Raw genomic sequence first — 24774 nt, 5'->3', positions numbered from 1 at the left:
CATGAAGCAACCCGTTCGTGTCGCCGTTACCGGCGCTGCTGGCCAGATTGGCTACGCCCTGTTGTTCCGCATCGCCTCGGGCGAGATGCTGGGCAAGGACCAGCCGGTGATCCTGCAGATGCTGGAGCTGCCGATGGAAAAAGCCCAGGCCGCGCTGAAGGGCGTGATGATGGAGCTGGAAGATTGCGCGTTCCCGCTGCTGGCCGGCATGGTCGGCACTGACGATCCGGAAGTCGCCTTCAAGGATGCGGACTACGCGCTGCTCGTTGGCGCGATGCCGCGCGGTCCGGGCATGGAGCGCAAGGACCTGCTGCTCAAGAACGCCGAGATCTTCACCGTGCAGGGCAAGGCGCTCAACAAGGTCGCCAGCCGTGACGTGAAGGTGCTGGTGGTCGGCAACCCCGCCAACACCAATGCCTACATTGCGATGAAGTCGGCGCCGGACCTCAAGCCCGGCAACTTCACCGCGATGTTGCGTCTGGACCACAACCGCGCGCTGTCGCAGCTGGCCAACAAGGCCGACGTGCCGGTCGCCGACATCAAGAAGCTGGTCGTGTGGGGCAACCACAGCCCGACGATGTATCCCGACTATCGCTTCGCCACCGTCGATGGCGCATCGCTGAAGGACAAGATCAACGACGCTGACTGGAATGCCAACACTTTCATCCCGACCGTCGGCAAGCGTGGCGCGGCGATCATCGAAGCACGCGGCCTGTCGTCCGCGGCATCGGCGGCCAACGCCGCCATCGACCACATGCGCGACTGGGCGCTGGGCACCGATGGCGAGTGGGTGACGATGGGCGTGCCGTCTGACGGCAGCTACGGTGTGCCGGAAGGCGTGATCTACGGCGTGCCGGTGACCTGCGCCAACGGCGAATACACCGTGATCAAGGATCTGCCGGTTGATGATTTCAGCCGCGCTGCGATGGACAAGACGTTGGCCGAGCTGGAAGAAGAGCGCGCGGGTGTTGCCCATTTGCTCTAATGGTTTGATGTTGAGTTGAAGAAACAAAAGGGAAGCTTCGGCTTCCCTTTTGCTTGCTGGATGCTGTATCGCCGGGCGTCAGTGTTCCGATGGGGGTCGATGCCTTGGATTCACGTCGCGCACCAGTGTCCAGACGATGTCATGGCCTTCGGGGTCTCGACTTATCTGCAGGCAAGCCGCCTTGCCGGGCGTGATGGACACAGTTTGGGTCGTGTGTTCTTCACCGCGCACAGGGCAGGGCAGCGCTTGGATGAACATGTTGGTGGCATCGATGCTCCGACGCGCCTGCATCCCGGAAAGATCGCCGACTTCTTTGATCTTGCCGCCTTCTTCGGACAAAGGATGTTTGAAGTCGATCAAAACATCAGCGCGTAGCGAAGGTAGCCCGTTTACTACGACGGTGCCGCCACGAATCAGTAAGTCAGGCCAGACTTCGCCGTTCTGCGGAAGTGCGAAGTAGTGACCGATGTCCAGGCCCGCGTGACTCCCTGAGGCGATGGTATCCAGCGCAGCCAGCATCCCCATGAAGTAATGACGCCGCAGTAGTTGCTTCTGCGGATCGCCATCAATGCCGCCGGCTTCGATCAATACCGTGCTGGTGCCCCATTGTGTGGTCAGGTCTCCGAATGCGCGCGGGCTGAAGGTATCGTCCCAGCGTGCGATGTGACCAGCGAGCTGCGGCTCCAATATCGCGCGGATGGCCACGGCAACTTCCATCGCGCGCTTGCGCACGTCGTTGATGGCGCGATTTTCATCGAACGGCGGCGATAGGAGTGAAATCGCCACTTGCCGGTCGCTATTTCCCGCACGATATCCGGGGCGTTGGTCGTGCAGGTTGAAGCCGAAGCGTGGACCGAGTTCATCATGCAGTGATTTCAGTGCGCGTGCTTCGGGTGATGCCAACGCGCGTGCATCACGGTTGATGTCGATGCCCTGTGCATTCGTTCGCTGGAAACGTGCTGCGCCATCGGGATTCACCAATGGGAAGAAGTGCAGCGTGGTGTTCTGGCGCAAGCGAGCCACCAGCGGATGGTCGGGATGCTCACCAAGGAGGCGAAATAAATCCGCGAGCGCCATCGTCGCCGTGCTTTCATCGCCATGCATTTGCGACCATAGCAAGACAGGTATCGGTCCGTTACCCCATGTGACATGACGCAATGGCCTGCCTTCGGCACTTTGTCCGATTTCGCGCACGTGGAAACGACGTTCCTGGGTAAGCAATGGCGTAGCGACTTCCCACCAAAGTTCGGGCGGGAAAGTGCGTGGATCCAAGCCTTTCACACGCAGCTGGCCTTCATACAGGCCGGCTATCTCATCTGCCCAAGCCGGTGCTGATGGCAATGGCGATGTCGGCTTCATCTGCATCGGTCTCGACATGGTTGGGGAGTCAGATTCAAACGGCATGCTATTGCAGCCCGACAGCAGCAGTGAGGCAAGCAGCAGTGCAGAAACGATTCGGGAATTCAGCTTCATGCGGGAATCTTTGCATGGGCGGTGGGGGTAGTGTGCCTGCGCAGGTGTAAACACTGCGTTCTTGACTGAGTGACTTGGCAGGGCTTCGTGATACCTCGATCATTGAGCAATGAATGTGCTGGATGAAAAAGTAAAGCCACCACCAAACGCTGACGCCGTTCGGGTGCTGCATGAGGATGCTTGGCTTCTGGTCGTCGAAAAGCCGGAAGGCATGCTTTCCGTGCCCGGTCGTCTGCCGGAGAATCGCGACAGCGTTGCCTCGCGCGTTCAACTGCGATACCCGGAGGCATTAATCGTCCATCGTCTTGACCAAGTCACCAGCGGTTTGATGTTGATGGCGCGTGATGTCGCGACGCATCGCGCGCTCAGCGTAGCCTTCGCTGCACGCAACATTGACAAGCGTTACGAAGCGTTGGTCGAAGGCTTTGTCGATGGGGAGTCGGGCGATATCGATCTGCCCTTGATCGCCGACTGGCCTAATCGCCCGCGGCAGAAGGTGGATCACGAGATCGGCAAGCCTTCACGAACCCTTTGGCGGGTGATGTTGCGCGACGAAGCGACATCGCAAACCCGGCTAGCGCTGGAGCCGGTCACTGGACGCAGCCATCAGCTGCGTGTGCATCTGGCTGAGACCGGCCACCCGATCGTGGGGGATACCTTCTACGGGGCCACCCCGGCGGCCAGGGTCTGCCTGCACGCCGCTTGGTTGGGCCTGAATCATCCGGCAACGGGTCAGCCCGTCGAGTTCAGCTCGCCGCCGCCGTTCTGACAGGCCCTTTGGCCAGAGCGCGAAATCGCCCAGTGCCTTAAAATCCCATCTTTGCCCGGAGCCCGCATGACGCCCCCCGCCTCCGCTGGCGCGCGCTTTCGCGCCGCCTTGACCGAAGAATCTCCGTTGCAGGTGATGGGCGCCATCACCGCCTACGCCGGCCTCATGGCCAAGCGCACAGGCTACAAGGCGCTGTACCTGTCTGGTGGCGGTGTCGCCGCCAACTCACTCGGCATGCCGGACCTCGGCATCTCGACGATGGAAGACGTACTGACCGATGCGCGCCGGATTGTGGATGCGACTGGCATGCCGCTCCTGGTCGATATCGATACCGGTTGGGGCGGCGCGTTCAACATCGGTCGTACCATCCGCAATTTCGAGCGCATCGGCGTAGCCGCCGTGCACATGGAAGACCAGGTCGGACAGAAGCGTTGTGGCCACCGCCCGGGCAAGGAAGTGGTGAGCAAGGACGAGATGGTGGATCGCGTCAAGGCTGCGGTCGATGGGCGAGTTGATCGTGATTTCGTGATCATGGCGCGTACCGATGCCGCGGCCGTCGAAGGCATCGACAGTGCGATCGAACGCGCCGTGGCCTATGTCGAAGCCGGCGCGGACATGATCTTCCCCGAGGCGATGAAGACGCTGGACGACTACCGCAAGTTCAAGGCAGCGGTGCGTGTGCCGATCCTCGCCAACCTGACCGAGTTCGGTTCCACCCCGTTCTTCACTACCGACGAACTGCGCGATGCGAACGTCGACATCGCGCTGTATTGCTGCGGCGCGTATCGCGCGATGAACAAGGCAGCGCTCGGTTTCTACGAAACGGTGCGTCGCGAAGGCACGCAGAAAAGCACCATCGACCAATTGCAGACGCGCGCTGAGCTGTACGACTTCCTGGGCTATCACGCCTACGAAGACAAGCTTGATGCGCTGTTCGCCGACAAGAAATAAAGAGGAGATGACGATGAGCGAAAACACCAGCACCCTGCCGAAGCCGAAGAAATCCGTCGCGCTGTCCGGCACCGCCGCCGGCAATACAGAACTTTGCACCGTCGGACGTAGTGGCAACGACCTGCACTACCGCGGTTACGACATCAAGGATTTGGCGACCCAATCCACGTTTGAAGAAGTCGCTTATTTGCTGGTGCACGGCAGCCTGCCAACCGTGTCGCAGCTGAAAGCCTATAAGGCCAAGCTCAAGCGCCTGCGCGGCCTGCCTGCCATCGTGCAGGAAGCACTGGAGCTGGTGCCGGCCAATGCCCATCCGATGGACGTGATGCGTACGGGCTGCTCGGTGCTGGGCACGGTGCTGCCGGAGCGCGAAGGTCACCCGGCGGCCGAGGCGCGCGATATCGCGGATCGCCTGATCGCAAGCTTTGGCTCGATGCTGCTGTACTGGTGGCACTTCACCCGTAACGGCCGCCGCATCGATTGCGAAACCGATGATGATTCGGTCGCTGCACACTTCCTGCACCTGTTGCACGGCGAGCCGCCGAGCGCGATGCACGCGGATGCACTGGACAAGTCGCTCATTCTCTACGCCGAGCACGAGTTCAATGCCTCGACCTTCACCGCGCGCGTGATCGCAGGTACCGGTTCCGACATGTATTCGTGCATCACCGGTGCCATCGGCGCGCTGCGTGGTCCGAAGCATGGCGGCGCGAACGAAGTGGCGATGGACATCATCAGCCGCTACGGCAGCGCCGATGAGGCCGAAGCCGACATCAAGGCGCGCATGGAGCGCAAGGAAATTATCATCGGCTTTGGTCACCCGGTCTACACCATCGGCGATCCGCGCAACCCGATCATCAAGGAGATCTCGCGCACGCTGTGCAAAGACGGCGGCAACCAGACGATGTTCGATGTCAGCGAGCGCATCGAGAACCTGATGATGGATACCAAAAAGATGTTCCCGAACCTGGATTGGTATAGCGCATCGGCCTATCACATGATGGGCATCCCGACCCCGATGTTCACGCCGCTATTCGTGATCGCGCGCACCAGCGGCTGGTCGGCGCATGTGATTGAGCAGCGCGAGGACGGCAAGATCATCCGCCCGAGTGCGAACTACACCGGGCCGGAAGACCGCGATTACGTGGAGCTTTCCACTCGGTAAGTATTTGCATGGACTGGCTCATCCCCGACGGGCGGTTGGCCGAACACGCGCTGGTGGCGGTGGTGGCTTTGGCTGTCACCGCTTTGACGGTGCTGATCCATTACGAAGGCATGCATGCATTGGTGCGCCGATCTTCCAAGCGTGTAGTGATGCGTGGGCAGGATCGTCGCACCATGCTGAAGATCATCTTCTCCCTGCTTGTGCTGCACGTAGTCGAGATTTGGTGTTTTGGTCTGGCTTTTTGGGGGCTGTCTGCCATTCCCGGCACCGGATACATGCATGGCGAACACAGTACCGATACCTTGTTCGATGCCATCTATCTTTCGGCGACCACCTACACCACGGTTGGTTTCGGTGATGTGTCGCCCGTCGGTGCGATCCGTTTCATTTCAGGGCTGGAGTCTTTGGTGGGTCTGATCTTGATCACCTGGTCCGCCAGCTTCACATATTTGGAAATGTCGCGGTTGTGGTCAGATCCGGACGCCTGAGCGTTCGCATAACCACCCGCAGGAGTTTGAGATGACGAATTTGAATACCGTATATCGCAAGCCTTTGGCTGGCACCAAGCTGGATTGGTTTGATGCGCAGGAAGCTGTTGATGTCATTCAACCGGGCGCATGGGCGAAGCTGCCTTATACGTTGAAGATTCATGCCGAGAATCTGGTGCGTCGCGCCGATCCGGCCAAGCTCAATGCCTATCTCGGCCAGTTGATCGAGCGCCGCAGTGACTTGGATTTCCCGTGGTTCCCCGCGCGCGTGGTCTGCCACGACATCCTCGGCCAGACTGCACTGGTCGATCTGGCAGGCTTGCGTGATGCGATTGCGGACCAGGGTGGCGACCCTGCGCAGATCAATCCGGTGGTGCCAACACAGCTCATCGTCGACCACTCGCTGGCGGTGGAATGCGGCGGCTTCGATCCGGACGCCTTCGCAAAGAATCGCGAGATCGAGGATCGTCGCAATGCTGATCGCTTCCACTTCATCGAGTGGACCAAGAAAGCATTCAAGAACGTCGACGTGATTCCGCCGGGCAACGGCATCATGCACCAGATCAATCTGGAGAAGATGTCGCCGGTGATCTTTGTCGATGACGGCGTCGCCTTCCCGGACACTTGCGTCGGCACCGACAGTCACACGCCGCATGTCGATGCACTCGGCGTGATCGCGGTGGGCGTGGGCGGCCTGGAAGCCGAAAACGTGATGCTGGGGCGCGCCTCGTGGATGCGCACGCCGGACATCATCGGTGTCGAACTTGCCGGCAAGCCGCAGCCGGGCATCACCGCGACTGACATCGTGTTGGCGCTAACCGAGTTCTTGCGTCAACAAAAAGTGGTGGGTGCCTATATCGAATTTTTTGGTGAGGGCGCTGCGCATCTCACCATTGGTGACCGCGCGACCATTTCCAACATGACGCCGGAATATGGAGCGACCGCGGCGCTGTTCTACATCGACCAGCAAACCATTGATTACCTGCGTTTGACCGGGCGTGAAGAATCGCAGTTGCAGTTGGTCGAAACCTACGCAAAGGCCGCAGGTCTGTGGGCCGATGCCATGGTCGATGCTGAGTACGAGCGCGTGCTGCATTTCGACCTGTCGAGTGTGACGCGCAATATGGCGGGGCCGTCCAATCCGCATCGCCGTTTGCCGGTGAGCGAGTTGGCCGAGCGCGGCATCGCGGTGAACCTCGACGGTGCGCGCGCCGAAGAGCGCGAAGGCAAGATGCCGGATGGTGCGGTGATCATCGCCGCCATCACTTCTTGCACAAATACGTCGAATCCGCGCAATGTCATTGCCGCGGGTTTGATTGCGCGCAATGCACTTCAGCGTGGCTTGTCGCGCAAGCCGTGGGTGAAGACCTCGTTGGCACCCGGCTCGAAGGCTGTTGAGCTTTACCTGCGTGAAGCTGGATTGCTGGACGACCTGGAACAGCTCGGTTTCGGCATCGTCGGGTTTGCCTGCACCACCTGCAACGGCATGTCCGGTGCGTTGGATCCAGCGATCCAGCAGGAGATCATCGACCGAGATCTGTATGCGACGGCGGTGCTGTCGGGCAATCGCAACTTCGATGGCCGCATCCATCCTTACGCGAAGCAGGCCTTTCTTGCATCGCCGCCGCTGGTGATTGCGTATGCCATCGCCGGCACCATGCGTTTCGACATCGAAAAAGACGTGCTGGGCGTAGATGGCGAAGGTAATGAAGTGCGTCTAAAGGACATCTGGCCGACGGATGCCGAGATCGATGCGGTGGTGAAGGCGAGCGTCAAGCCGGAGTTCTTCCGCCAGGTGTATGAGCCGATGTTCAAATTGCACGTCGAGCAGGGTGAGCCAGTCAGCCCGCTGTATGACTGGCGAGAGATGAGTACCTACATCCGCCGCCCGCCGTATTGGGAGGGCGCACTGGCCGGTGAGCGTCTGCTCAAGGGCATGCGCCCGCTGGCGGTACTGGGCGACAACATCACCACCGATCATCTTTCGCCGTCAAACGCGATTCTCGCCTCCAGTGCGGCAGGCGAATATCTCGCGAAGATGGGCTTGCCTGAGGAAGACTTCAATTCCTATGCGACGCATCGCGGCGATCACCTGACCGCGCAGCGCGCCACTTTCGCCAACCCCAAACTCGTCAATGAAATGGCCGTGGTGGATGGCGAAGTTAAGCAGGGCTCATTGGCGCGCGTCGAGCCGGAGGGCAAAGTGATGCGGATGTGGGAAGCGATCGAGACCTACATGGAGCGCAAGCAGCCGCTCATCATCATCGCGGGTGCGGACTACGGTCAGGGCAGTTCGCGTGACTGGGCGGCAAAGGGCGTGCGACTCGCTGGTGTGGAGGCGATTGCCGCGGAAGGGTTTGAGCGCATCCATCGCACTAATCTGATCGGCATGGGCGTGCTGCCCTTGCAATTCCAGATGGGCGTGAATCGCAACACGCTGGAGATAGATGGCAGCGAGACCTTCGATGTGGTGGGTGAGCTGACACCGGGCACCATGTTGAACCTGATCATCAGCCGCAAGGATGGCAGTCAAATTGAGGTGCCGGTGCTGTGTCGTCTTGATTCGGACGAAGAAGTGCTGATTTATCAGGCAGGCGGCGTGTTGCAGCGTTTCGCGCAGGACTTCCTCGCAACGAACGAGGCTGCCTGAATTCCGTGTCGACCACCCCGCGCTATTTCTTTGGTGCGTTGCCCGGGCTATATGAGTCGGAGCGATGGCTGACGCGATTGGCAGCAGCAGGTGTGGCGTCGAAGCTGGGTCGGCGCATGTTTGCCATGGAAAATTGGCATCAGACCTTGTCGGGTCGCCATTTCGATGCCGATGAAGCAACCATCGCAGGTTTGCTCGAAGCAGGCAGTCGGATCACTGCACATGCGGTGACGCTTCGATTCAATCGCGTCATCTGGACGCAAGGCGAGCCCGAACGACGCAACCATTGCACGCTGTTCACACATGGCCGTCCGGTTGAGTTCGATGCCTTGCTCAGCGCCGTGCAAGTTGCGCTTAAGGATGTTGGTTTGGATGATTCGGAAGGGCATCGTCCCCATATCACCCTCAGTTACGATGCGGGCGAATTGCACCCCACCGTTCAGCTGATCCCGATTGAGTGGACCATTGACGAAATCCTGCTGCTGAAAGGCCACGGAAGTCCGTACCGTTACGATGTAATCGGGCGCTGGCCATTGCTGCCGCCGGCCAGCCCGCAACATCAGAATGATTTATTCGCGCTGGGCTGATTGCCCGCGCATCGACGAACGAGAGCGCACCATGCACAAGCCGCAAATCCGCATTCCCGCCACCTACATGCGCGGCGGCACGTCCAAGGGTGTGTTTTTCCGCTTGCAGGACTTGCCGCTCGAAGCACAAGTGCCAGGTGCCGCGCGTGATGCGTTGCTGATGCGCGTGATCGGCTCGCCCGATCCTTACGGTAAGCACACTGATGGCATGGGCGGTGCAACTTCCAGCACCAGCAAGTGCGTGATCATCGCGCCCAGCACGCAGCCCGATCACGATGTCGATTATTTGTACGGACAAGTGGCCATCGGTGATGCCTTCGTCGACTGGAGCGGCAACTGCGGCAACCTGTCGACGGCGGTGGGCCCGTTCGCGATCAGTCAGGGCTTCATCGATCCATCGCGCCTGCCTGAGAACGGTACGCTCGCGGTGCGCGTGTGGCAGGCCAATATCGGCAAGACCATCATTGTCCATGTGCCGATCATCAACGGGCAGGTGCAGGAAACCGGCGATTTTGAGTTGGATGGGGTGACCTTCCCGGCGGCGGAGATCGTGCTGGAATTCATCGACCCGGCCGATGAGGGCGAAGGTGAGGGCGGTGGCGCCATGTTCCCGACGGGCCAGCTTGTCGATGATCTTGAAGTGCCTGAACTAGGAACGCTCAAGGTGACGATGATCAATGCGGGCATCCCGACCGTGTTCGTCAACGCCGCCGACATCGGCTACACCGGCAGTGAGTTGCAGGAAGCGATCAATGGCGATGCCAAGGCGCTGGCGATGTTGGAGTCGATCCGCGCGCATGCGGCTGTGCGTATGGGCCTGATCGACAGCGTCGAGGATGCGCCCAAGCGCCAGCATTCGCCGAAGGTCGCTTTTGTTGCGCCGGCCGCAACCTACACCGCATCAAGCGGCAAGGTGATTGGGGGCGATGACATCGACCTGCGTGTGCGGGCGATGTCGATGGGCAAACTGCATCACGCGATGATGGGTACGGCCTCCGTCGCCATCGCTTCGGCCGCGGCCGTGCCGGGCACCCTGGTGAATCTGGCGGCGGGCGGCGGGTCACGTGAAGCGGTTCGCTTCGGTCATCCCTCGGGCACGCTGCGTGTTGGCGCGGCGGCAGAGCAGGTCGATGGGCTGTGGACGGTGAAAAAGGCAGTGATGAGCCGCAGTGCGCGCGTGTTGATGGAAGGCGCGGTGCGAGTGCCGGATCACACGGATATTTGATCGCCGAGTGCCGCGATGAAGCCACATCGACTCTATATATAAGAACACCCGCCTGCTGCTAGCAGACGGGTGTGCGTCATCAAGCTCGCAAGGGGCAGTGCTTACATCAAGCCTTCGGCCTTCAATGCCGCTTGCACGCCGGCATCGGCCAACATGCGCTTGTGGAAGTCCTGCAGGTGGGTCAGGTCGGACAAATCGACGCCCAGCTTCTTCGCCCAGCCCATGGTGATGAACAGATAAGGGTCTGCAAAGCTGCGGAAGCCGGCCAGCCAGTTGCCGGTTTCGCCCAGACGCTTGTCGGCGGTCTCGTAATAGCGGCGAACGCGTTTGGCAGCGAGCGCCTTGACCGTGTCGTAATTCTCCGCGCCTTCCATGAACAGGCCGGGGGCGAACAGGGGCGTGAATGCCGGATGCAAGTCCGAGTTGCAGAAGGCCAGCCATCGGGTGGCCTCGGCGCGCTGCTGGGTGCTGCCGTCTCCAGCCAGTCCAGCTTGCGGGTAGGTGTCGGCGATATAGCCCATGATCGCGGCGTTCTGGGTCAGGACGAAGTCGCCATCGACGATCACCGGCACCGAGCCGGCCGGGTTGAGGGCGAGGAAGGCGGGTTCCTTGATCTGCTGCTGGGTGACCACTTCGACTTCGAAGGGCTGGCCGGTCCATTGCAGTGCGATGTGGTCGGCGGTCGAGCACGCGCCGGGTTTGCTGTAGAGCTTCATGGCAGCTTCCTGATGAGGGGCTGCCATTTTGGAGGTGACTTCGCTAACAGTCGATGATGACCCGGCAACGCTGTGTTGCCGGATTTGCCTCAGTTGCGCTTGGAGCGCAGCGATTGGACCTTCAAGAAGGTATGGTCGCCGATCTGGGCGACTTGATAGGCGTTGCGCCAGCTCGGGCTTGCGATATTGTGGGCCAGGAAGTGGCTGGCGCCCGGCACGATTTCCTTGCGCTGGCCGTCCGGCAAGGCCCAGTTCTGTTCGGCCTCGATGGCGATGGTCACGGCCTGCGCCCAGGCTTCGGTGTTGCTGAGGCGGGTCTGCGGCGACACGATCGTCGGCGCGAACTGCTTGCGTGCGGTGACGACCTGGCACATCGAGTCGCCCCATAGGCCGCTGTCTTCGCGGCGGAGTGCGACCTCGGCCACGGCCTGCTGGCCCTGAGTCGATTGGTCGCGCGCTTCCAGATATAACGTGGCCGACAGGCACAGCGAATCCGCTGCCTGCGGCGGGAGAATCGAGGCCAACCACAAGATCCAGGCCAGTTTCATCGTCGTACTCCTTGCTCGTTGCGTCGTGCATCGGCGTCACCGGCGTGCGGTAGGCGACGATGTAGCGACATGGCGTCCGGGGAGGGCGGCGGCTCTATGGCACACCTTTTGCCCCAGGCGGGATTTCCGCCTGTGACCGCTTAAAGATGAATAGCGGCCTTGGTTGAGGTGGGCGCAAGGTACGAACCAGATACCTAATGAAGCCTGAATGGGGATTTACAACTCGACCCGCTAATTATGGTTGTATCGCGTGCGGGTTCTTTAGAACTAAACAACTATCGCCGTGGGCTGCCGGCCTGGCAGATGACCGGCCATGACAAAACGGTACTAGCGCATGCGTTTCCCGACATGACGTAGTCGGTTTGGACCGGGTCCTGGTTGTCGATGTCAATTCGCCCCCGGTTCAGGTACAATTTCGACTGTTTGCTGAACGCGATCCGTGGTCAGGGAACTGTTATGCTATTGTTAACGCGGCTTTCACATGCGCGACCGTAGGCTTCACCCCGGTGGCGCGCATCATGGCCGTCATGACAAGAAATTCCGTTACACGTTTTACCCATCCCTGCTAGACCTTTGATCAAGGAGCTCGACATGAACAAGAAACTCCTCTGCGCCGCGTTGTTGTGCGGCATGGGCGTAGCGCATACCGCTGTCGCTCAGGAGTTTGACGACCGCTGGTACGTTTCCGCTTCGACCGGTGTGAACTTCCAGGATAGCGACCGTGGCACCGAAGATGCCGTGTTCGGCACCCTCGGCTTCGGTAAGTTCTGGACCCCGAACTGGTCGGTGGATCTGGAGCTGAACTACCAGAACCCGGACAAGACCTCGAACCCGAACCTGTGGTGGAGCCAGTACGGCGCCTCGGTCGATGCCCGTTACCACTTCCGCAATGCGGATCGTAAGTGGTGGCCGTACCTGCTGTTCGGTGTCGGCATGCAGCGTCACGAAGAAGAGTTCGCAGCGATCTGCGGCCCGGCTTCTGGCTTCCCGATGCAGTCGTCCTGCCCGGCTCAGCACGAAGACAACAACGTCGCCGCCAAGGCCGGCGTTGGTCTGCAGGCTGACTTCGGCCGCGTTGACCTGCGCACCGAGCTGGCTGCCCGCGTCGACTTCGACGAAGTGCAGGCTCGCGCTGCCAACATGCAGGAAGACCAGTTCGTCGATCTGCTCGCTTCGGTCGGCCTGACCGTGGCCCTGGGCCCGGAGCCGATGGCACCGGTTGCTCCGCCGCCGGCGACCCCGACCTGTGCCGACATGGACAGCGATGGTGACGGCGTCAACGACTGTAACGACAAGTGCCCGGGTTCGCAGGCTGGCCAGACCATCGGTCCGGACGGCTGCCCGGTTCCGGTGACCTTCGATCTGAAGGGCGTGAACTTCGACTTCGACAAGTCGACCCTGCGTCCGGACGCGATCGCCATCCTGAACGAAGGCATCGAGATCCTGAAGCGTTACCCCGACATCCGCGCTGAAGTGGCCGGTCACACCGACCTCTGCGGTAGCGATGCGTACAACCAGTCGCTGTCCGAGCGTCGCGCCCGCGCCGTGTACGACTACCTGACCAGCAACGGCATCGATGCCGGCCGTCTGTCGGGCCCGGTGGGTTACGGCGAAAGCCGTCCGCTGGAACCGACCGCTCAGACCCTGCCGGGCTGCAAGAGCGAGACGAACCGCCGCACCGAGCTGAACGTCCAGAACTAATTCTGGCGGTCAGTTGCAAGACCAAGAAACCCGGCCTTGTGCCGGGTTTCTTTTTGCCTGCAATCCCAGTGCCGTACGTGCTGAATGTTCAGTCGGAAATGCAGCTTGGGGTTTCAACGCCGAGTGTTTTCGCCTACATTCTCTGGATATCTACGCATTGTTTCGATGATGCAGCGCCCAACAAATCTGGAGTACATGATGTCGCCACGCCTGCTCACGCTTCCCCTTCTGCTCGCCGCCGGTTGGGCGCAAGCACAAGCACCAAATTGCGCAGGCGTTCCACAAGCATTGCCTTCATCGCCGGATGTCCTGCCGGCCGTCTCCAGCGAACTCTCATCGCCGTATTACGACCTGGGTGCTCCGACGGGTGTGCTGTCGCGGGCGTTTGACCAGGCGATATCGGCCGACCAAGTGCTATTGCGGTTGAAGATTGAGACATGTCGCAGTTTTGCCAGTGTCATTCCCGCGCCCAGTCCGGTGAACCCGAACGATCCAGCTGCCTACAAACCCAAGACCGAATTCGATAACACGCCGTGGCGCTTCAACATGACAGAAAACGGCAAGCGGATGACCGCCGATGAGTTTGATGCATGGATGAAAGCGCGCGGCGTACGTGTCGTGCCGAAGAAGGCCGAGGTCCAGGCCACGACGCCAGCGACGCCTCCAGCGACCAAGCCGCTCTGATTCGAGTCGATTAGCCGACGGCACAGCCATGCGGACATCGCGAAGAATCGGCTTGGCCCGCGTCATATCGAAGCGTGGCTGGTGCTCACGCAGTGCTGCCGAGAAAATGATTCGCGAAGGCCGTGTTGCGGTGCGCGGACGCATCATCCTTGACCCCGAGACACCGACGCTGGAATCCGAAACGCAGATTCGGCTCGATGATCTGTCCCCGCAAGCGCCACGGCGTCGTTATCTGATGCTCAACAAGCCGCGCGGCTTGGTCACCACCGCGAAGGACGAGCATGCACGCGATACCGTGTATCAATGTTTCGATGGCGCCGAACTTGGGTGGATCGCGCCGGTAGGCCGGTTGGATAAGGCCAGCGAAGGCTTGTTGCTATTCTCGAATGATCCGGCATGGGCTGCGTCGATCACATCACCCGATTCGGGCCCTACCAAGACCTACCACGTGCAAGTAGTAGGAATTCCCAATCCGGCTGTGCTGGATCGGATGAAAGAGGGCGTCGATGGCGAAGGCGAGCGGCTGTCGGTTTCGCAGGCACGGCTGCTGCGCTCAGGCGAGCGCAATGCGTGGCTCGAAATTGAGTTGGATGAAGGACGTAACCGACAGATCCGTCGCATCCTCTCGGCACTCGATATCGAAGTGCTGCGGCTGGTGCGTGTCGCAATCGGCCCGCTTGCCTTGGGCGATCTCGCCAAGGGGGCTTGGCGAGATTTGACGGAAGCTGAGACCGCCGCATTGCGCGGCGAATGATCAGCCCTTGATGACGCCGAGTTCCTTGCCGATGCGGGTGAACGCATCGATCGCGCGATCCAAATGCTCGCGCGTGTGCGCGGCGCTGATCTGGGTGCGAATCCGCGCCTGACCCTTGGGCACGACCGGGAAGAAGAATCCGATGGCGTAGATGCCTTCTTCAAGCAAGCGCTCGGCAAACTTCTGTGCCAGGGGCGCGTCGTACAGCATCACTGGGCTTATCGGGTGCACGCCGGGTTTGATGTCGAATCCGCGGGCGGTCATTTCCTTGCGGAAATACGCCGTGTTCTCGACCAGTTGCTCGCGCAAGTCGCCGGCGGACGACAGCATCTCGAACGCCTTGATGCCCGCCGCGACGACATGCGGCGGCAACGAATTGGAGAAGAGGTAGGGGCGCGAACGCTGACGCAGCAGTTCGATCACCTCGCGCTTGGCGGTGGTGAATCCGCCCAGTGCGCCGCCCATCGCCTTGCCCAGTGTGCCGGTGAAGATGTCGATCTTGTCCATCACACCCTTGACCTCGGCGCTGCCGCGGCCGCTCGCGCCCAGGAAACCGGTGGCGTGGCATTCGTCGATGTGGACCAGTGCACCGTACTTTTGCGCCAGTGCGGTGATTTCGTCGAGCGGGGCGATGAAGCCGTCCATCGAGAACACGCCGTCGGTGGTGATCATGATGGTGCGCGCGCCGTCGGCTTTCGCCTGCTGCAGCTGCTTCTCGAGATCTGCCATGTCGCAGTTGGCGTAGCGATAGCGCTTGGCTTTGCACAGGCGCACGCCGTCGATGATCGAGGCATGGTTGAGCGCGTCGCTGATGATCGCGTCGTTTTCGTCCAGCAGCGGTTCGAACAAGCCGCCGTTCGCATCGAAGCACGCGGCGTAGAGGATGGTGTCCTCGGTGCCGAAGAAATCGGCGATGGTTTTTTCCAGCTGCTTGTGCAGGTCTTGCGTGCCGCAGATGAAGCGCACGGAGGCCATGCCGAAACCGTGGGTATCGAGGGCCTCCTTGGCCGAAGCGATGATGTCCGGATGGTCGGCCAGGCCCAGATAGTTGTTGGCGCAGAAGTTGAGTACGCGGCGGCCGTCGGCCAGTTCGATTTCGGCCGACTGCGGGCTGGCGATGATGCGCTCGGACTTGAACAAGCCGGCGTCGCGGATTTCGTCGAGGGTTGAGGTGTAGCGTTCGGTCAAGGACATGGGGGCTCCGAGGGTGTCGGTGGCAGGTGACCGCTGCCGGTTCGCGACCATCGGCGGCATGGACGCCGCCGATGAACCTACATGGATGTATTTACGGCGTGGCGCGAATTGGCAGCGGTCACCTGCCATGCGCGTGAATCCACCATCAATTCCAGCTCAACACGACCTTGCCGGACTTGCCAGATTCCATCAGCTCGAAGCCTTTCTGGAAATCATCGATGGGCAGTTGATGGGTCAACACCTTGCCCAGCGGAAAACCGGACAGGATCAGCTGCGTCATCTTGTACCAGGTCTCGTACATGCGACGCCCGTAGATGCCCTGCAAAGTCAGGCCCTTGAAGATCACCTTGTCCCAGTCGATGCCCGCGCCGTTCGGCATGATACCGAGCATCGCGATCTTGCCGCCGTTGTACATGCAGTCGAGCATGTCGTTGAACGCGCGTGGGTTGCCGCTCATTTCCAGGCCCACGTCGAAGCCTTCCATGTGCAGGTCGGCCATCACGTCTTTCAGCTTGGTGTTGGACACGTTGACCACGCGCGTCGCGCCCATGTCGGCAGCCAGCTTCAAGCGGTAATCGTTGACGTCGGTGACGACCACGTTGCGCGCGCCGATGTGCTTGCATATGCCGGCCGCGATGATGCCGATGGGGCCGGCACCGGTGATCAACACGTCTTCGCCGACCACATCGAACTCCAGCGCGCAGTGCGCAGCGTTGCCGTAAGGGTCGAAGAAGGCAGCCAGTTCGCTCGGAATCTGATCGGGGATCGGCCACAGGTTGGTGGCTGGCATCACGATGTATTCGGCGAACGCGCCATTGCGATTCACGCCGATGCCGACGGTGTTCGGGCACAGGTGTTGCTTGCCCGCGCGGCAGTTGCGGCAATGCCCGCAGACGATGTGGCCTTCGGCCGACACGCGCTGACCGATGCTGTAGCCGGTGACGCCCGGGCCAATTGCCGCGATCCGGCCGACGAACTCATGGCCAATGACCAAGCCCGGCTTGATCGTGCGTTGGCTCCACTCATCCCACAGATAAATGTGCAGGTCGGTGCCGCAAATGGCGGTCTTCTCGAGCTTGATCAGCACCTCGTTGGGGCCGGCGACCGGGACGGGCACTTCCTCCATCCAGATGCCTTTGCCGGCTTCGCGCTTCACCAGCGCTTTCATCGTTTGCTGCGTCATGTGGGGTCCGTTGTGCAGTGCAATGCGCCATTTTACCGTGCCGCCCGTGACGGCTTGCACATCCCGTGCGCGCCGCCATCCGGATAATGGCCGGATCGAATGACGGAGCAGGCGGATGCGCAAGACGATGTTGGCAATGGCCACGGGTGTGGCGATGATGGGCGGCCTGGCCGCAAACGGTCCCGTACGGGCCGACGAGGGCATGTGGCTACCCATGCAGTTGCCCGATATTGCCCAGCGCATGAAGGCCGCGGGCTACAAGGGCGACCCGGCCAAATTGGCGGATGTCACCCAGCCGCCTCTCTCTGCGGTGGTGAAGGTGGGCGGCGCGACCGGCGCCTTCGTCTCCGACCAAGGCCTCATCGTGACCAATCACCACGTCGCCTTTGGCGTCATTCAGTACAACAGCTCGAAGGAGCGCGACCTGATCGTGAACGGTTTCGTGGCGCCGGACAAAGCGGGCGAGCTGCCAGCCAATCCCGATTTCCGCGTGCTGGTGACGACCGGCTTCGACAAGATCACCGACCAGATCCTGAAAGATGCCCGCAGCAAGACGGGGCGCGCTTACTTCGATGCCATCGACGCCGCCTCCAAGGCCGAAGTGAAGGCCTGCGAAGCTGATGTCGGCTACCGCTGCAGCATCGTCAACATGTATTACGGCACGGATTTCTATCGGGTGAAGCAGCTCGAGTTGAAGGATGTTCGCCTGGTCTACGCGCCGCCGCGCGACATCGGCAATTACGGCGACGAGATCGACAACTTCATGTGGCCGCGCCACAGCGGGGACTTCACGTTCTTGCGCGCCTACGTGGGCAAGGACGGCAAGCCCGCGGCGTACAGCAAGGACAACGTGCCCTATGCGCCGCCCGCCCATCTGCAAGTGAGCACGGCGGCAGTGAAGGACGGCGATTACGCGATGCTGGCCGGTTATCCCGGCACGACGTATCGCCATCGTAGTGCGTCCGAGTTCGCCAACCAGATCGAATGGCAGCTGCCCTCGCGCATCGCGCTATTCGACAGCTTGCTGAAGGACATCGCGGCCAGTGCACCGGACGGGTCGGATGCGGCGGTGAAATATGCATCGCAAGTGCAGTCGTTCAAGAACACGCTCAAGCGTGCGCAGGGTGAGCTGGAAGGCTTGAAGCGCAGTGACGCCGTACATGTGCGCAATGCCGATGAAGCCGCGATGATGGCTTGGCTAGACAAACAGGCAGGCGCCGAAGCCACGCGTGCGGATATCGATGCGATGCAGCGCATCCTTGCCGAAAGTCAGGCGACGCGCGAGCGCGACCAGTTATTCTCGATGATGCGCAGCACACCGCAGCTGCTGCGTGCGGCGATCACCTTGCAGCGCTTGGCAATTGAACGCGGCAAGCCCGATGCAGTGCGTGAATCCGGTTACCAGCAGCGCGATGAGGCGCTGATCGAAGGGATGTTGAAGCAGGTGCAGCGCCGTTACGCGCCTGAAGTCGAGAAGGCGATGTTGGCGGATCTGCTCAAGCGCTATTACGCGTTGCCGGCTGATCAGCGCATCGATGAAGTGGATCAGGTGTTCGGTGCGGATGCCGTAGCTTCGACCAAGGCGCTCGATGCGTTGTACGCGGGTACGAAGCTGGGCGATGAAGCCGAGCGTCTGCGCTGGATGCAGACCGATGGCGCAGCGCTGGCGACCGCGGATGATCCGATGTTGAAGGCAGCTCACACCTTGATGCCGGCGATCTTGCGGCTGGAAGAGGCGGGCAAGCAGGAATCCGGCGAGTTGATGCGCCTGCGTCCGGCGTACATGCGCGCGCTGATCGGCTTCCGCGAAAGCCAAGGCCGTGCGGTATATCCGGATGCCAATTCCACCTTGCGTGTCAGCTTCGGCCGCGTGCAATCATTGCAGCCGCGCGATGCGGTTGCGTACACGCCAGTCACGACGGTCGGCGGCATCATGGAAAAGCACACGGGCGTGGATCCGTTCAATGCCCCGCAAGCGCTGCGTGATGCGATCGCGAAGGGCGACTTCGGCAACACGGCCGATCCGGCGCTGAAGACGCAGACGGTCAACTTCCTCACCAACCTCGACACCACCGGTGGCAATTCCGGTTCACCGGTGATGGATGCGCAGGGCAAGCTGATCGGCATCAACTTCGACAGCAACTGGGAATCCGTCAGCGCCAGCTGGATGTTCGACCCGCGTTACAAGCGCGCGGTGCATGTCGATGCGCGCTATATGCGCTGGTTGATGGACAAGGTCTACCCCGCGCATTGGTTGCTGAACGAGATGAAATTGCCGCGCTGACAACACAATTGCGCTGAATGCGACATCCGGCCATGACCTTTGTCACACGGGCCGGATGTCGCTGCGGGCTACACTCCGGGGGTCACTACACCGGAAGACAATATGCGCATCACCGTACTCGCCGCGGCCGTCGCCGTGGCCACTGTCGGCCTCACCACCACCACTGCCCAGGCGGGCGAGGGCATGTGGGTGCCGCAGCAATTGCCCGAGATCTCCAAGTCGCTGAAGAAGGCCGGCTTGAAGCTGGATGCCAAGCAGCTGGCTAATTTGACGGGCGATCCGTTGGGTGCCGTGGTGTCGTTGGGCGGTTGCACGGCGAGCTTCGTTTCGCCGCAGGGCCTGGTCGCTACCAACCACCATTGCGCGTACGGCGCGATCCAGTTGAATTCCACCCCCGAGCGCAACCTGATGGCCGACGGCTTCAACGCCGCCAATTTTGCCGATGAGCTCTCCGCCGGCCCGAATGCCCGCGTGTATGTGCTGGACGACATCACCGATGTCACCGCGCAGGTGAAGCAGGCCATTGCCGCCGCGCCCAGCCCGATCGAGCGCACGAATGCCGTCGACACCCTCGAAAAGCAGCTGATCTCGCAATGCGAGGCGGGTGGTGGCTATCGCTGCCGTCTCTACAGCTTCTTCGGTGGCAACACCTATCGCCTGTTCAAGAACATCGAGATCAAGGACGTGCGCTTGGTCTACGCACCGCCGTCGTCGATCGGCAACTACGGTGGCGAGATCGACAACTGGATGTGGCCGCGCCACACCGGCGATTTCTCGTTCTACCGCGCTTATGTCGGCAAGGACGGCAAGCCCGCCGCCTTCAGCAAGGACAACGTGCCGTTCCAGCCCAAGCATTGGCTGAAGTTTGCCGACAAGCCGCTGGGCGTCGGTGACTTCGTGATGGTCGCCGGTTACCCGGGCAGCACCAGCCGCTATGCACTGGCGGATGAATTCGACAACACCTCGCAATGGGCCTATCCGACCATCGCCGCACACTACAAGAAGCTGACGTCGATGGTGGAGGCCGCGGGCGAAAAGAACCCGGACATCGAAGTGAAGTACGCCAGCACGATGCGCGGCTGGGAAAACGTGCTGAAGAACTATGACGGCCAGCTGGAAGGCTTCAAGCGGATCGGTGCTGCCGAGACCAAGCAGCGCGAAGAGGCTGCCGTGCTGGCATGGCTGCGCAAGCAAGGCAGCAAGGGTGAAGCCGCATTGGCTGCGCATGCGCAACTGCTCGCATTGAACGAAACCACGCGCGCCACGCGCGAGCGTGACCTGGTCATGCGCCAGACCGGTGGCGCGTTGGGCAACACCGCGGTGTCGCTGTATCGCCTGTCGATTGAACGTGCCAAGCCTGACGCTCAGCGTGAGTCCGGTTACCAGCAACGCGACCTGCCGGGCATCGAAGGCAGCCTGAAGCAGATGGAGCGCCGCTACGAAGCGTCGATGGATCGCGAGCTGCAGCGTTATTGGCTGATGGAATACCTGAAGTTGCCGAGCAACCAGCGCGTCGCCGCCATCGACACCTGGTTGGGTGGGAATGATGCAGCCGCCGTGGACCGCGCGCTCGACCGCATGGCCAAGAGCCAGCTGAAGGGCGCTGAGGCGCGCATGAAGTGGTTCAACGCCGATCGCGCCGCGTTCGAAAAGAGTGATGATCCGGCCATCCAGTACGCGGTGGCCGTGATGCCGACCCTGATGCAGTTGGAAGAACAGGGCAAGACCCGCGCCGGCGAAGTGCTGGTGGCGCGTCCGACCTACCTGCAGGCCGTGATGGATTACCGCAAGTCGCAGGGCGGTGCGGTGTATCCGGATGCGAATTCCTCGTTGCGCATCACCTTCGGCAATGTCACCGGCTACACCAAGACCGATGGCAGCAAGCAGGCACCGTTCACGCTGCTGGAGCAAGTCCCAGCCAAGGCCACCGGCAAGGAACCCTTCGATGCACCGAAAGCCTTGATCGATGCGGTCGCAGCGAAGCGCTACAGCGGCTTGGAAGACAAGCGCCTGAAGACGGTGCCGGTCAACTTCCTCTCCGACCTCGACATCACCGGTGGCAACTCCGGTTCGCCGGTGCTCGATGGCGAAGGCAAGCTGGTGGGCCTGGCCTTCGACGGCAACTGGGAATCGGTCAGCTCCAATTGGGTGTTCGACCCGAAGATGACCCGCATGATCTCGGTTGACCAGCGTTACATGCGCTGGATCATGCAAGAGGTTTACCCAGCGCCGCAGCTGCTCAAGGAAATGGGTGTCGCAGCCCAACGCTGATCGCGCATCGTGATACATGGAAAAGGCCGGCTTGCCCGGCCTTTTCTTTTTGGCTGATGCAGCCCCGGTGGTAATCTGCCGTCCCCTCATCGCTCGACTTCATCATGCGCATCCTGCTTGCCCGTCATGGCGAAACCCCCTGGAATGCCGAAGGCCGTTACCAAGGGCAGGCGGACATTCCGCTGTCGCCGGTCGGCGAATCCCAGGCGCGCGCGCTGGGCGAGCGGTTGAAGGATGTTCGCATCGACCGTGCGGTAGCCTCGCCATTGTCACGCGCGCGTCGTACCGCCGAGTTGGCACTAGGTGAATCGCGTGCCTCAATGCTGACCCTGGATGAAGGCTTGGCAGAGATCGCGCACGGCGAATGGGAAGGCCTGCTGGCCAGCGAGATCCATGCGCGCGATGCCGAGCGCATGCAGGCGTGGCGTGAAGCACCACAGACCGTGCAGATGCCGGGCGGCGAATCGCTGCAGCAGGTGTTTGATCGCGCGTGGCCGGCGTTCGCGCGCGCTTGCGAAGGACTGGATGCAGGCGCCACCGTGCTCGTCGTGGCACACGATGCAGTGAATCGCGCCTTGCTGTGTCATGTGCTGGGCATGCCGATGTCGAATTTCTGGCGCTTCCGACAAGCACCCACCACCCTGAACCTGCTGGAAGGGGGCGATGTCGATCATCTGGACGTGGTGCGCTTGAACGATGCCAACCACCACACCGCCTTGTTCGGTGAAGCCGTGCATCGCGCGCTGTGACGATGGCATCGAATCCCGACACGCTCGAAGGCTGGCTGGCCCGGCTGGAGAAGCAACATCCCAACACCATCGATCTTGGGCTCGAGCGCGTGCGCGAAGTGGCGGTGCGCATGTCACTGGGCAAGCCAGCGCGCCAGGTGATCACGGTGGGCGGCACCAATGGCAAGGGCTCGACCGTGGCCTTCATTGAATCCATCGCGCGCGCCGCCGGGATGAAAGTCGCCAGCTATACGTCGCCGCATTTGCTTCGCTACAACGAGCGGGTTCGCATCGATGGTGTGGATGCGAGTGATGCGGACCTGGTGCATGCCTTCAACGTTGTCGAGGACGCCCGAGGCGAGACATCGCTCACCTATTTCGAAGCGGGCACCCTCGCTGCATTGTGGTTGTTCGAGCAGGCCGATCTTGATCTTGCGGTGCTGGAAGTGGGGTTGGGTGGTCGGCTGGATGCGGTGAACATCGTCGATTCGGATTGCGCCGTTATCACCACGGTGGATCTGGACCATCAGGACTGGCTGGGCGATGACATCGAAAAAATTGGCTTCGAGAAGGCAGGCATCGCACGCGCGTGGAAGCCGCTGATCTTGGGTGACGATGACCCGCCCTCCAGCGTGTTGCGCCATGCCTATGCAATCGGGGCATCGAGTTGGCGCATCGCGAATGACTTCTTCGCCGAACCCATCGACGCGCAGCATTGGCGTTGGCGCGAAGTGGGCTTCGAGTTGATGCTTCCCATGCCTGCGCTCGCCGCGCCAGTGCAACTGCGCAATGCGGCATGTGCTATCGCCGCGCTGCGCAGTATCGGCTTCGAAGCCGATACTGCGCTATACGCACGCGGCATCGAACAAGCCAGCATCGGCGCGCGGTTGCAGCGATTTGAACGTGATGGCATCGACATCCTGATCGACGTCGCTCATAACCCGCAGGCGGCGCGCGCGTTGGCAGAAGCACTTCGGCTACAGCGAATTCAAGGCTGCACGCATGCGGTGTATGCCGCGTTGGTGGATAAAGACGTCGCTGGTGTGGTGGATGCCATGCGTGATGTGGTCGATGCCTGGTTTCTGGCAGGTAGTGAAGATGCAGGCGCTCGCGGCATCTCCCGCGCGGATTTGATGGATCGTCTGGCTGCGAAATTACCGGTGGGTGGACACTTTGACACGGTTGAACAGGCGATCGACGCGGCGCTGGAATCTGCGGGCAGGGGCGATCGATTGCTGGTCTTCGGTGGCTTCCATGCGGCCGAACAGGGGCTGAAGCACTTCACCGAAGGCGGGGCTGGCACGGACGGCGCGCTATAATCACCGTCCCCCACGCGTTGCGCGCCTACTGATGGACAAAGCCCTCAAACAGCGCCTCATTGGTGCTGCCGTGCTGATCGCCATCGCGGTCATCTTCCTGCCCATGCTGGTCAAGGGTCCCGCACCTGTCAGCGGCGCGGCGGATGTGTCGCTGGACGTGCCGGCGGCGCCCAAGGATGGCTTCGAAACCCGCGAATTGCCCTTGGGCGCACCGGGTGAAGTGCCAGCAGGCGGGGTGGCCGGCATGACCGAGCCGACTCCGGTAACCACCTCTCCAGATACCTCGATTTCCAGCCCCTCAGTTGCAGCTGGCGATTACGCCGTCAACTTTGGCCACTACGGCACCCCGACTGATGCCGACCGCATGGTCGCGGCGTTGAACCAATCGCAATTGCAGGCCTATGCCGAGCCGGCCACGCTGGCGGGTCGCAGTGCCTGGCGCGTACGCATCGGCCCATTCGCCACCCGCGCAGAGGCCGAAGCTGCACGTCTGCGCGCGCAGCAGGTGAGTGACAAAGTGAAGGCGAATGTCGTGGCATTGAATGCCGGTGCGGAAACTTCGACGCCGATCGCCAAAACGACGTCCGCCAGCACCAGCACGACTGCACCGGTCGCGTCATCGACCGTTATCACCAAACCGCTGCCATCGACGTCAGTCGCCACGGCACCCGTGCCCAAGCCTGCCCCGGTCGAGGCGCCGAAGAAGCCGATCGAGGTCAAGCCTGTCGACACCAAGCCCGCTCAGGTGGCTGCGGCACCCAAGCAGGTAGAGAAACCGGCTGAGCCTGCACCGAAACCTGCGCCCAAGCCGGCTGCGTCGAATGTCGGGTTTGCCGTGCAGTTGGGTGCGTTCGCAGACGCCGGCGCAGCGACGGCGCTGCGTGACAAGGCCCGTGCCGCTGGACTCTCTGCGTTCACCGAAACCGTCAACACGCCAGATGGCAAGCGGACCCGGGTGCGCGTGGGCCCGGTCGCGGACCGGGCGGATGCCGACAAACTGCGTGCGCAGGCCCAATCGAAGCTGGGTGTCTCGGGCATGGTGCGCCCGCATCCGTGATCAATTGTTTGCACATCGTTTCGTACCCATATCACCGCTAAT

General features: G+C 61.5%; 21 protein-coding genes. 16 read left to right on the top strand and 5 right to left on the bottom strand.

What is annotated here, in order from left to right; translation table 11 throughout:
• The first annotated feature begins 1 nt into the window (after nucleotide 1).
• Nucleotides 2-985 (top strand): malate dehydrogenase, encoded by a 984-nt coding sequence (locus tag BW989_RS06570; RefSeq protein ID WP_076586644.1) that lies wholly within the window; start codon nucleotides 2-4, stop codon nucleotides 983-985.
• A gap of 78 nt (nucleotides 986-1063) precedes the next feature.
• On the opposite strand, the gene BW989_RS06565 is transcribed toward BW989_RS06570, so the two are convergent.
• Nucleotides 1064-2362: a M14 family zinc carboxypeptidase gene (locus BW989_RS06565; protein WP_165688569.1), complete on the bottom strand. Its 1299-nt coding sequence runs from the start codon at nucleotides 2360-2362 to the stop codon at nucleotides 1064-1066.
• A gap of 205 nt (nucleotides 2363-2567) precedes the next feature.
• On the opposite strand from BW989_RS06565, the gene BW989_RS06560 reads away from it, so the two are divergent.
• The 7 genes from BW989_RS06560 to prpF all read left to right on the top strand — a co-directional run bounded on the left by BW989_RS06560 (nucleotide 2568) and on the right by prpF (nucleotide 10293).
• On the top strand, nucleotides 2568-3227 hold the full coding sequence (locus BW989_RS06560; RefSeq protein ID WP_076586640.1) for an RluA family pseudouridine synthase: 660 nt from the start codon (nucleotides 2568-2570) through the stop codon (nucleotides 3225-3227).
• Between the two features lie 66 nt (nucleotides 3228-3293).
• Nucleotides 3294-4178 carry a methylisocitrate lyase gene (prpB, locus tag BW989_RS06555; RefSeq protein WP_076586638.1) on the top strand — a complete coding sequence of 295 codons (885 nt, stop codon included), beginning with the start codon at nucleotides 3294-3296 and terminating at the stop codon, nucleotides 4176-4178.
• Nucleotides 4179-4191: 13 nt separating this feature from the next.
• Nucleotides 4192-5343 (top strand): bifunctional 2-methylcitrate synthase/citrate synthase, encoded by a 1152-nt coding sequence (gene prpC / locus BW989_RS06550; RefSeq protein WP_076587220.1) that lies wholly within the window; start codon nucleotides 4192-4194, stop codon nucleotides 5341-5343.
• A gap of 8 nt (nucleotides 5344-5351) precedes the next feature.
• The gene (locus tag BW989_RS06545) at nucleotides 5352-5831 is read left to right on the top strand and encodes a potassium channel family protein (RefSeq protein WP_083688342.1); all 480 of its coding nucleotides are present in this window, start codon (nucleotides 5352-5354) and stop codon (nucleotides 5829-5831) included.
• A gap of 40 nt (nucleotides 5832-5871) precedes the next feature.
• On the top strand, nucleotides 5872-8481 hold the full coding sequence (gene acnD, locus BW989_RS06540; protein ID WP_076587216.1) for a Fe/S-dependent 2-methylisocitrate dehydratase AcnD: 2610 nt from the start codon (nucleotides 5872-5874) through the stop codon (nucleotides 8479-8481).
• A gap of 5 nt (nucleotides 8482-8486) precedes the next feature.
• Entirely contained in the window at nucleotides 8487-9068 is a 582-nt protein-coding gene (locus tag BW989_RS06535) for a 2'-5' RNA ligase family protein (RefSeq protein WP_076586636.1), read from the top strand.
• A 31-nt stretch (nucleotides 9069-9099) separates the two neighbouring features.
• Nucleotides 9100-10293 (top strand): 2-methylaconitate cis-trans isomerase PrpF, encoded by a 1194-nt coding sequence (prpF, locus tag BW989_RS06530; RefSeq protein WP_076587214.1) that lies wholly within the window; start codon nucleotides 9100-9102, stop codon nucleotides 10291-10293.
• 101 nt (nucleotides 10294-10394) lie between these two features.
• Here the strand turns inward: prpF and BW989_RS06525 are convergent, their stop codons facing one another.
• Nucleotides 10395-11009 carry a glutathione S-transferase family protein gene (locus BW989_RS06525; protein WP_076587212.1) on the bottom strand — a complete coding sequence of 205 codons (615 nt, stop codon included), beginning with the start codon at nucleotides 11007-11009 and terminating at the stop codon, nucleotides 10395-10397.
• 89 nt (nucleotides 11010-11098) lie between these two features.
• Complete coding sequence (locus BW989_RS06520; RefSeq protein ID WP_076586634.1) at nucleotides 11099-11557, bottom strand: cell wall hydrolase; 459 nt, start codon at nucleotides 11555-11557, stop codon at nucleotides 11099-11101.
• A 591-nt stretch (nucleotides 11558-12148) separates the two neighbouring features.
• On the opposite strand from BW989_RS06520, the gene BW989_RS06515 reads away from it, so the two are divergent.
• The 3 genes from BW989_RS06515 (at nucleotide 12149) to BW989_RS06505 (ending at nucleotide 14696) form a co-directional block, all read left to right on the top strand.
• Nucleotides 12149-13258 carry an OmpA family protein gene (locus tag BW989_RS06515; protein ID WP_076587211.1) on the top strand — a complete coding sequence of 370 codons (1110 nt, stop codon included), beginning with the start codon at nucleotides 12149-12151 and terminating at the stop codon, nucleotides 13256-13258.
• Between the two features lie 168 nt (nucleotides 13259-13426).
• Nucleotides 13427-13942: a hypothetical protein gene (locus tag BW989_RS06510; RefSeq protein WP_425476652.1), complete on the top strand. Its 516-nt coding sequence runs from the start codon at nucleotides 13427-13429 to the stop codon at nucleotides 13940-13942.
• 28 nt (nucleotides 13943-13970) lie between these two features.
• A complete protein-coding gene (locus tag BW989_RS06505; RefSeq protein ID WP_083688339.1) occupies nucleotides 13971-14696 on the top strand; it encodes a pseudouridine synthase in 726 nt (241 codons plus the stop codon).
• Here the strand turns inward: BW989_RS06505 and kbl are convergent, their stop codons facing one another.
• Both kbl and tdh read right to left on the bottom strand, forming a co-directional pair.
• Nucleotides 14697-15890, bottom strand: a complete 1194-nt coding sequence (gene kbl / locus BW989_RS06500; protein WP_242651365.1) for a glycine C-acetyltransferase — start codon at nucleotides 15888-15890, stop codon at nucleotides 14697-14699. It lies immediately after the preceding gene.
• A 145-nt stretch (nucleotides 15891-16035) separates the two neighbouring features.
• A complete protein-coding gene (gene tdh, locus BW989_RS06495) occupies nucleotides 16036-17058 on the bottom strand; it encodes an L-threonine 3-dehydrogenase (protein ID WP_076587205.1) in 1023 nt (340 codons plus the stop codon).
• A 130-nt stretch (nucleotides 17059-17188) separates the two neighbouring features.
• Between tdh and BW989_RS06490 the strand changes: the two genes are divergently transcribed.
• The 5 genes from BW989_RS06490 to BW989_RS06470 all read left to right on the top strand — a co-directional run bounded on the left by BW989_RS06490 (nucleotide 17189) and on the right by BW989_RS06470 (nucleotide 24732).
• Nucleotides 17189-19357 (top strand): S46 family peptidase, encoded by a 2169-nt coding sequence (locus BW989_RS06490; RefSeq protein WP_076586630.1) that lies wholly within the window; start codon nucleotides 17189-17191, stop codon nucleotides 19355-19357.
• A 102-nt stretch (nucleotides 19358-19459) separates the two neighbouring features.
• Entirely contained in the window at nucleotides 19460-21628 is a 2169-nt protein-coding gene (locus BW989_RS06485) for a S46 family peptidase (protein ID WP_076586627.1), read from the top strand.
• A 104-nt stretch (nucleotides 21629-21732) separates the two neighbouring features.
• Nucleotides 21733-22377: a histidine phosphatase family protein gene (locus tag BW989_RS06480; protein WP_076586625.1), complete on the top strand. Its 645-nt coding sequence runs from the start codon at nucleotides 21733-21735 to the stop codon at nucleotides 22375-22377.
• A gap of 2 nt (nucleotides 22378-22379) precedes the next feature.
• Entirely contained in the window at nucleotides 22380-23675 is a 1296-nt protein-coding gene (gene folC / locus BW989_RS06475) for a bifunctional tetrahydrofolate synthase/dihydrofolate synthase (RefSeq protein WP_076586623.1), read from the top strand.
• A gap of 31 nt (nucleotides 23676-23706) precedes the next feature.
• The gene (locus BW989_RS06470; protein ID WP_076586621.1) at nucleotides 23707-24732 is read left to right on the top strand and encodes an SPOR domain-containing protein; all 1026 of its coding nucleotides are present in this window, start codon (nucleotides 23707-23709) and stop codon (nucleotides 24730-24732) included.
• The last annotated feature ends 42 nt before the right edge of the window (nucleotides 24733-24774 follow it).

Origin of the sequence: Solilutibacter tolerans, assembly GCF_900155935.1 — a bacterium.
GTDB classification, from domain to species: Bacteria; Pseudomonadota; Gammaproteobacteria; order Xanthomonadales; family Xanthomonadaceae; genus Solilutibacter; species Solilutibacter tolerans.
The sequence above is the reverse complement of the archived record's forward strand: the minus strand, read 5'-3'. Positions and strand labels throughout refer to the sequence as shown.

What these genes read in the sequence shown, in the direction of transcription:
- BW989_RS06490 (WP_076586630.1), top strand. Translation starts at nt 17,189, where the DNA reads ATGCGCAAGACGATGTTGGCAATGGCCACGGGTGTGGCGATGATGGGC.
- BW989_RS06545 (WP_083688342.1), top strand. Translation starts at nt 5,352, where the DNA reads ATGGACTGGCTCATCCCCGACGGGCGGTTGGCCGAACACGCGCTGGTG.
- BW989_RS06480 (WP_076586625.1), top strand. Translation starts at nt 21,733, where the DNA reads ATGCGCATCCTGCTTGCCCGTCATGGCGAAACCCCCTGGAATGCCGAA.
- folC (WP_076586623.1), top strand. Translation starts at nt 22,380, where the DNA reads ATGGCATCGAATCCCGACACGCTCGAAGGCTGGCTGGCCCGGCTGGAG.
- prpF (WP_076587214.1), top strand. Translation starts at nt 9,100, where the DNA reads ATGCACAAGCCGCAAATCCGCATTCCCGCCACCTACATGCGCGGCGGC.
- BW989_RS06570 (WP_076586644.1), top strand. Translation starts at nt 2, where the DNA reads ATGAAGCAACCCGTTCGTGTCGCCGTTACCGGCGCTGCTGGCCAGATT.
- prpC (WP_076587220.1), top strand. Translation starts at nt 4,192, where the DNA reads ATGAGCGAAAACACCAGCACCCTGCCGAAGCCGAAGAAATCCGTCGCG.
- BW989_RS06520 (WP_076586634.1), bottom strand. Translation starts at nt 11,557, where the DNA reads ATGAAACTGGCCTGGATCTTGTGGTTGGCCTCGATTCTCCCGCCGCAG.
- kbl (WP_242651365.1), bottom strand. Translation starts at nt 15,890, where the DNA reads ATGTCCTTGACCGAACGCTACACCTCAACCCTCGACGAAATCCGCGAC.
- tdh (WP_076587205.1), bottom strand. Translation starts at nt 17,058, where the DNA reads ATGAAAGCGCTGGTGAAGCGCGAAGCCGGCAAAGGCATCTGGATGGAG.
- BW989_RS06560 (WP_076586640.1), top strand. Translation starts at nt 2,568, where the DNA reads ATGAATGTGCTGGATGAAAAAGTAAAGCCACCACCAAACGCTGACGCC.
- prpB (WP_076586638.1), top strand. Translation starts at nt 3,294, where the DNA reads ATGACGCCCCCCGCCTCCGCTGGCGCGCGCTTTCGCGCCGCCTTGACC.
- BW989_RS06515 (WP_076587211.1), top strand. Translation starts at nt 12,149, where the DNA reads ATGAACAAGAAACTCCTCTGCGCCGCGTTGTTGTGCGGCATGGGCGTA.
- BW989_RS06510 (WP_425476652.1), top strand. Translation starts at nt 13,427, where the DNA reads ATGCAGCGCCCAACAAATCTGGAGTACATGATGTCGCCACGCCTGCTC.
- BW989_RS06505 (WP_083688339.1), top strand. Translation starts at nt 13,971, where the DNA reads ATGCGGACATCGCGAAGAATCGGCTTGGCCCGCGTCATATCGAAGCGT.
- BW989_RS06470 (WP_076586621.1), top strand. Translation starts at nt 23,707, where the DNA reads ATGGACAAAGCCCTCAAACAGCGCCTCATTGGTGCTGCCGTGCTGATC.
- BW989_RS06565 (WP_165688569.1), bottom strand. Translation starts at nt 2,362, where the DNA reads ATGTCGAGACCGATGCAGATGAAGCCGACATCGCCATTGCCATCAGCA.
- BW989_RS06485 (WP_076586627.1), top strand. Translation starts at nt 19,460, where the DNA reads ATGCGCATCACCGTACTCGCCGCGGCCGTCGCCGTGGCCACTGTCGGC.
- BW989_RS06525 (WP_076587212.1), bottom strand. Translation starts at nt 11,009, where the DNA reads ATGAAGCTCTACAGCAAACCCGGCGCGTGCTCGACCGCCGACCACATC.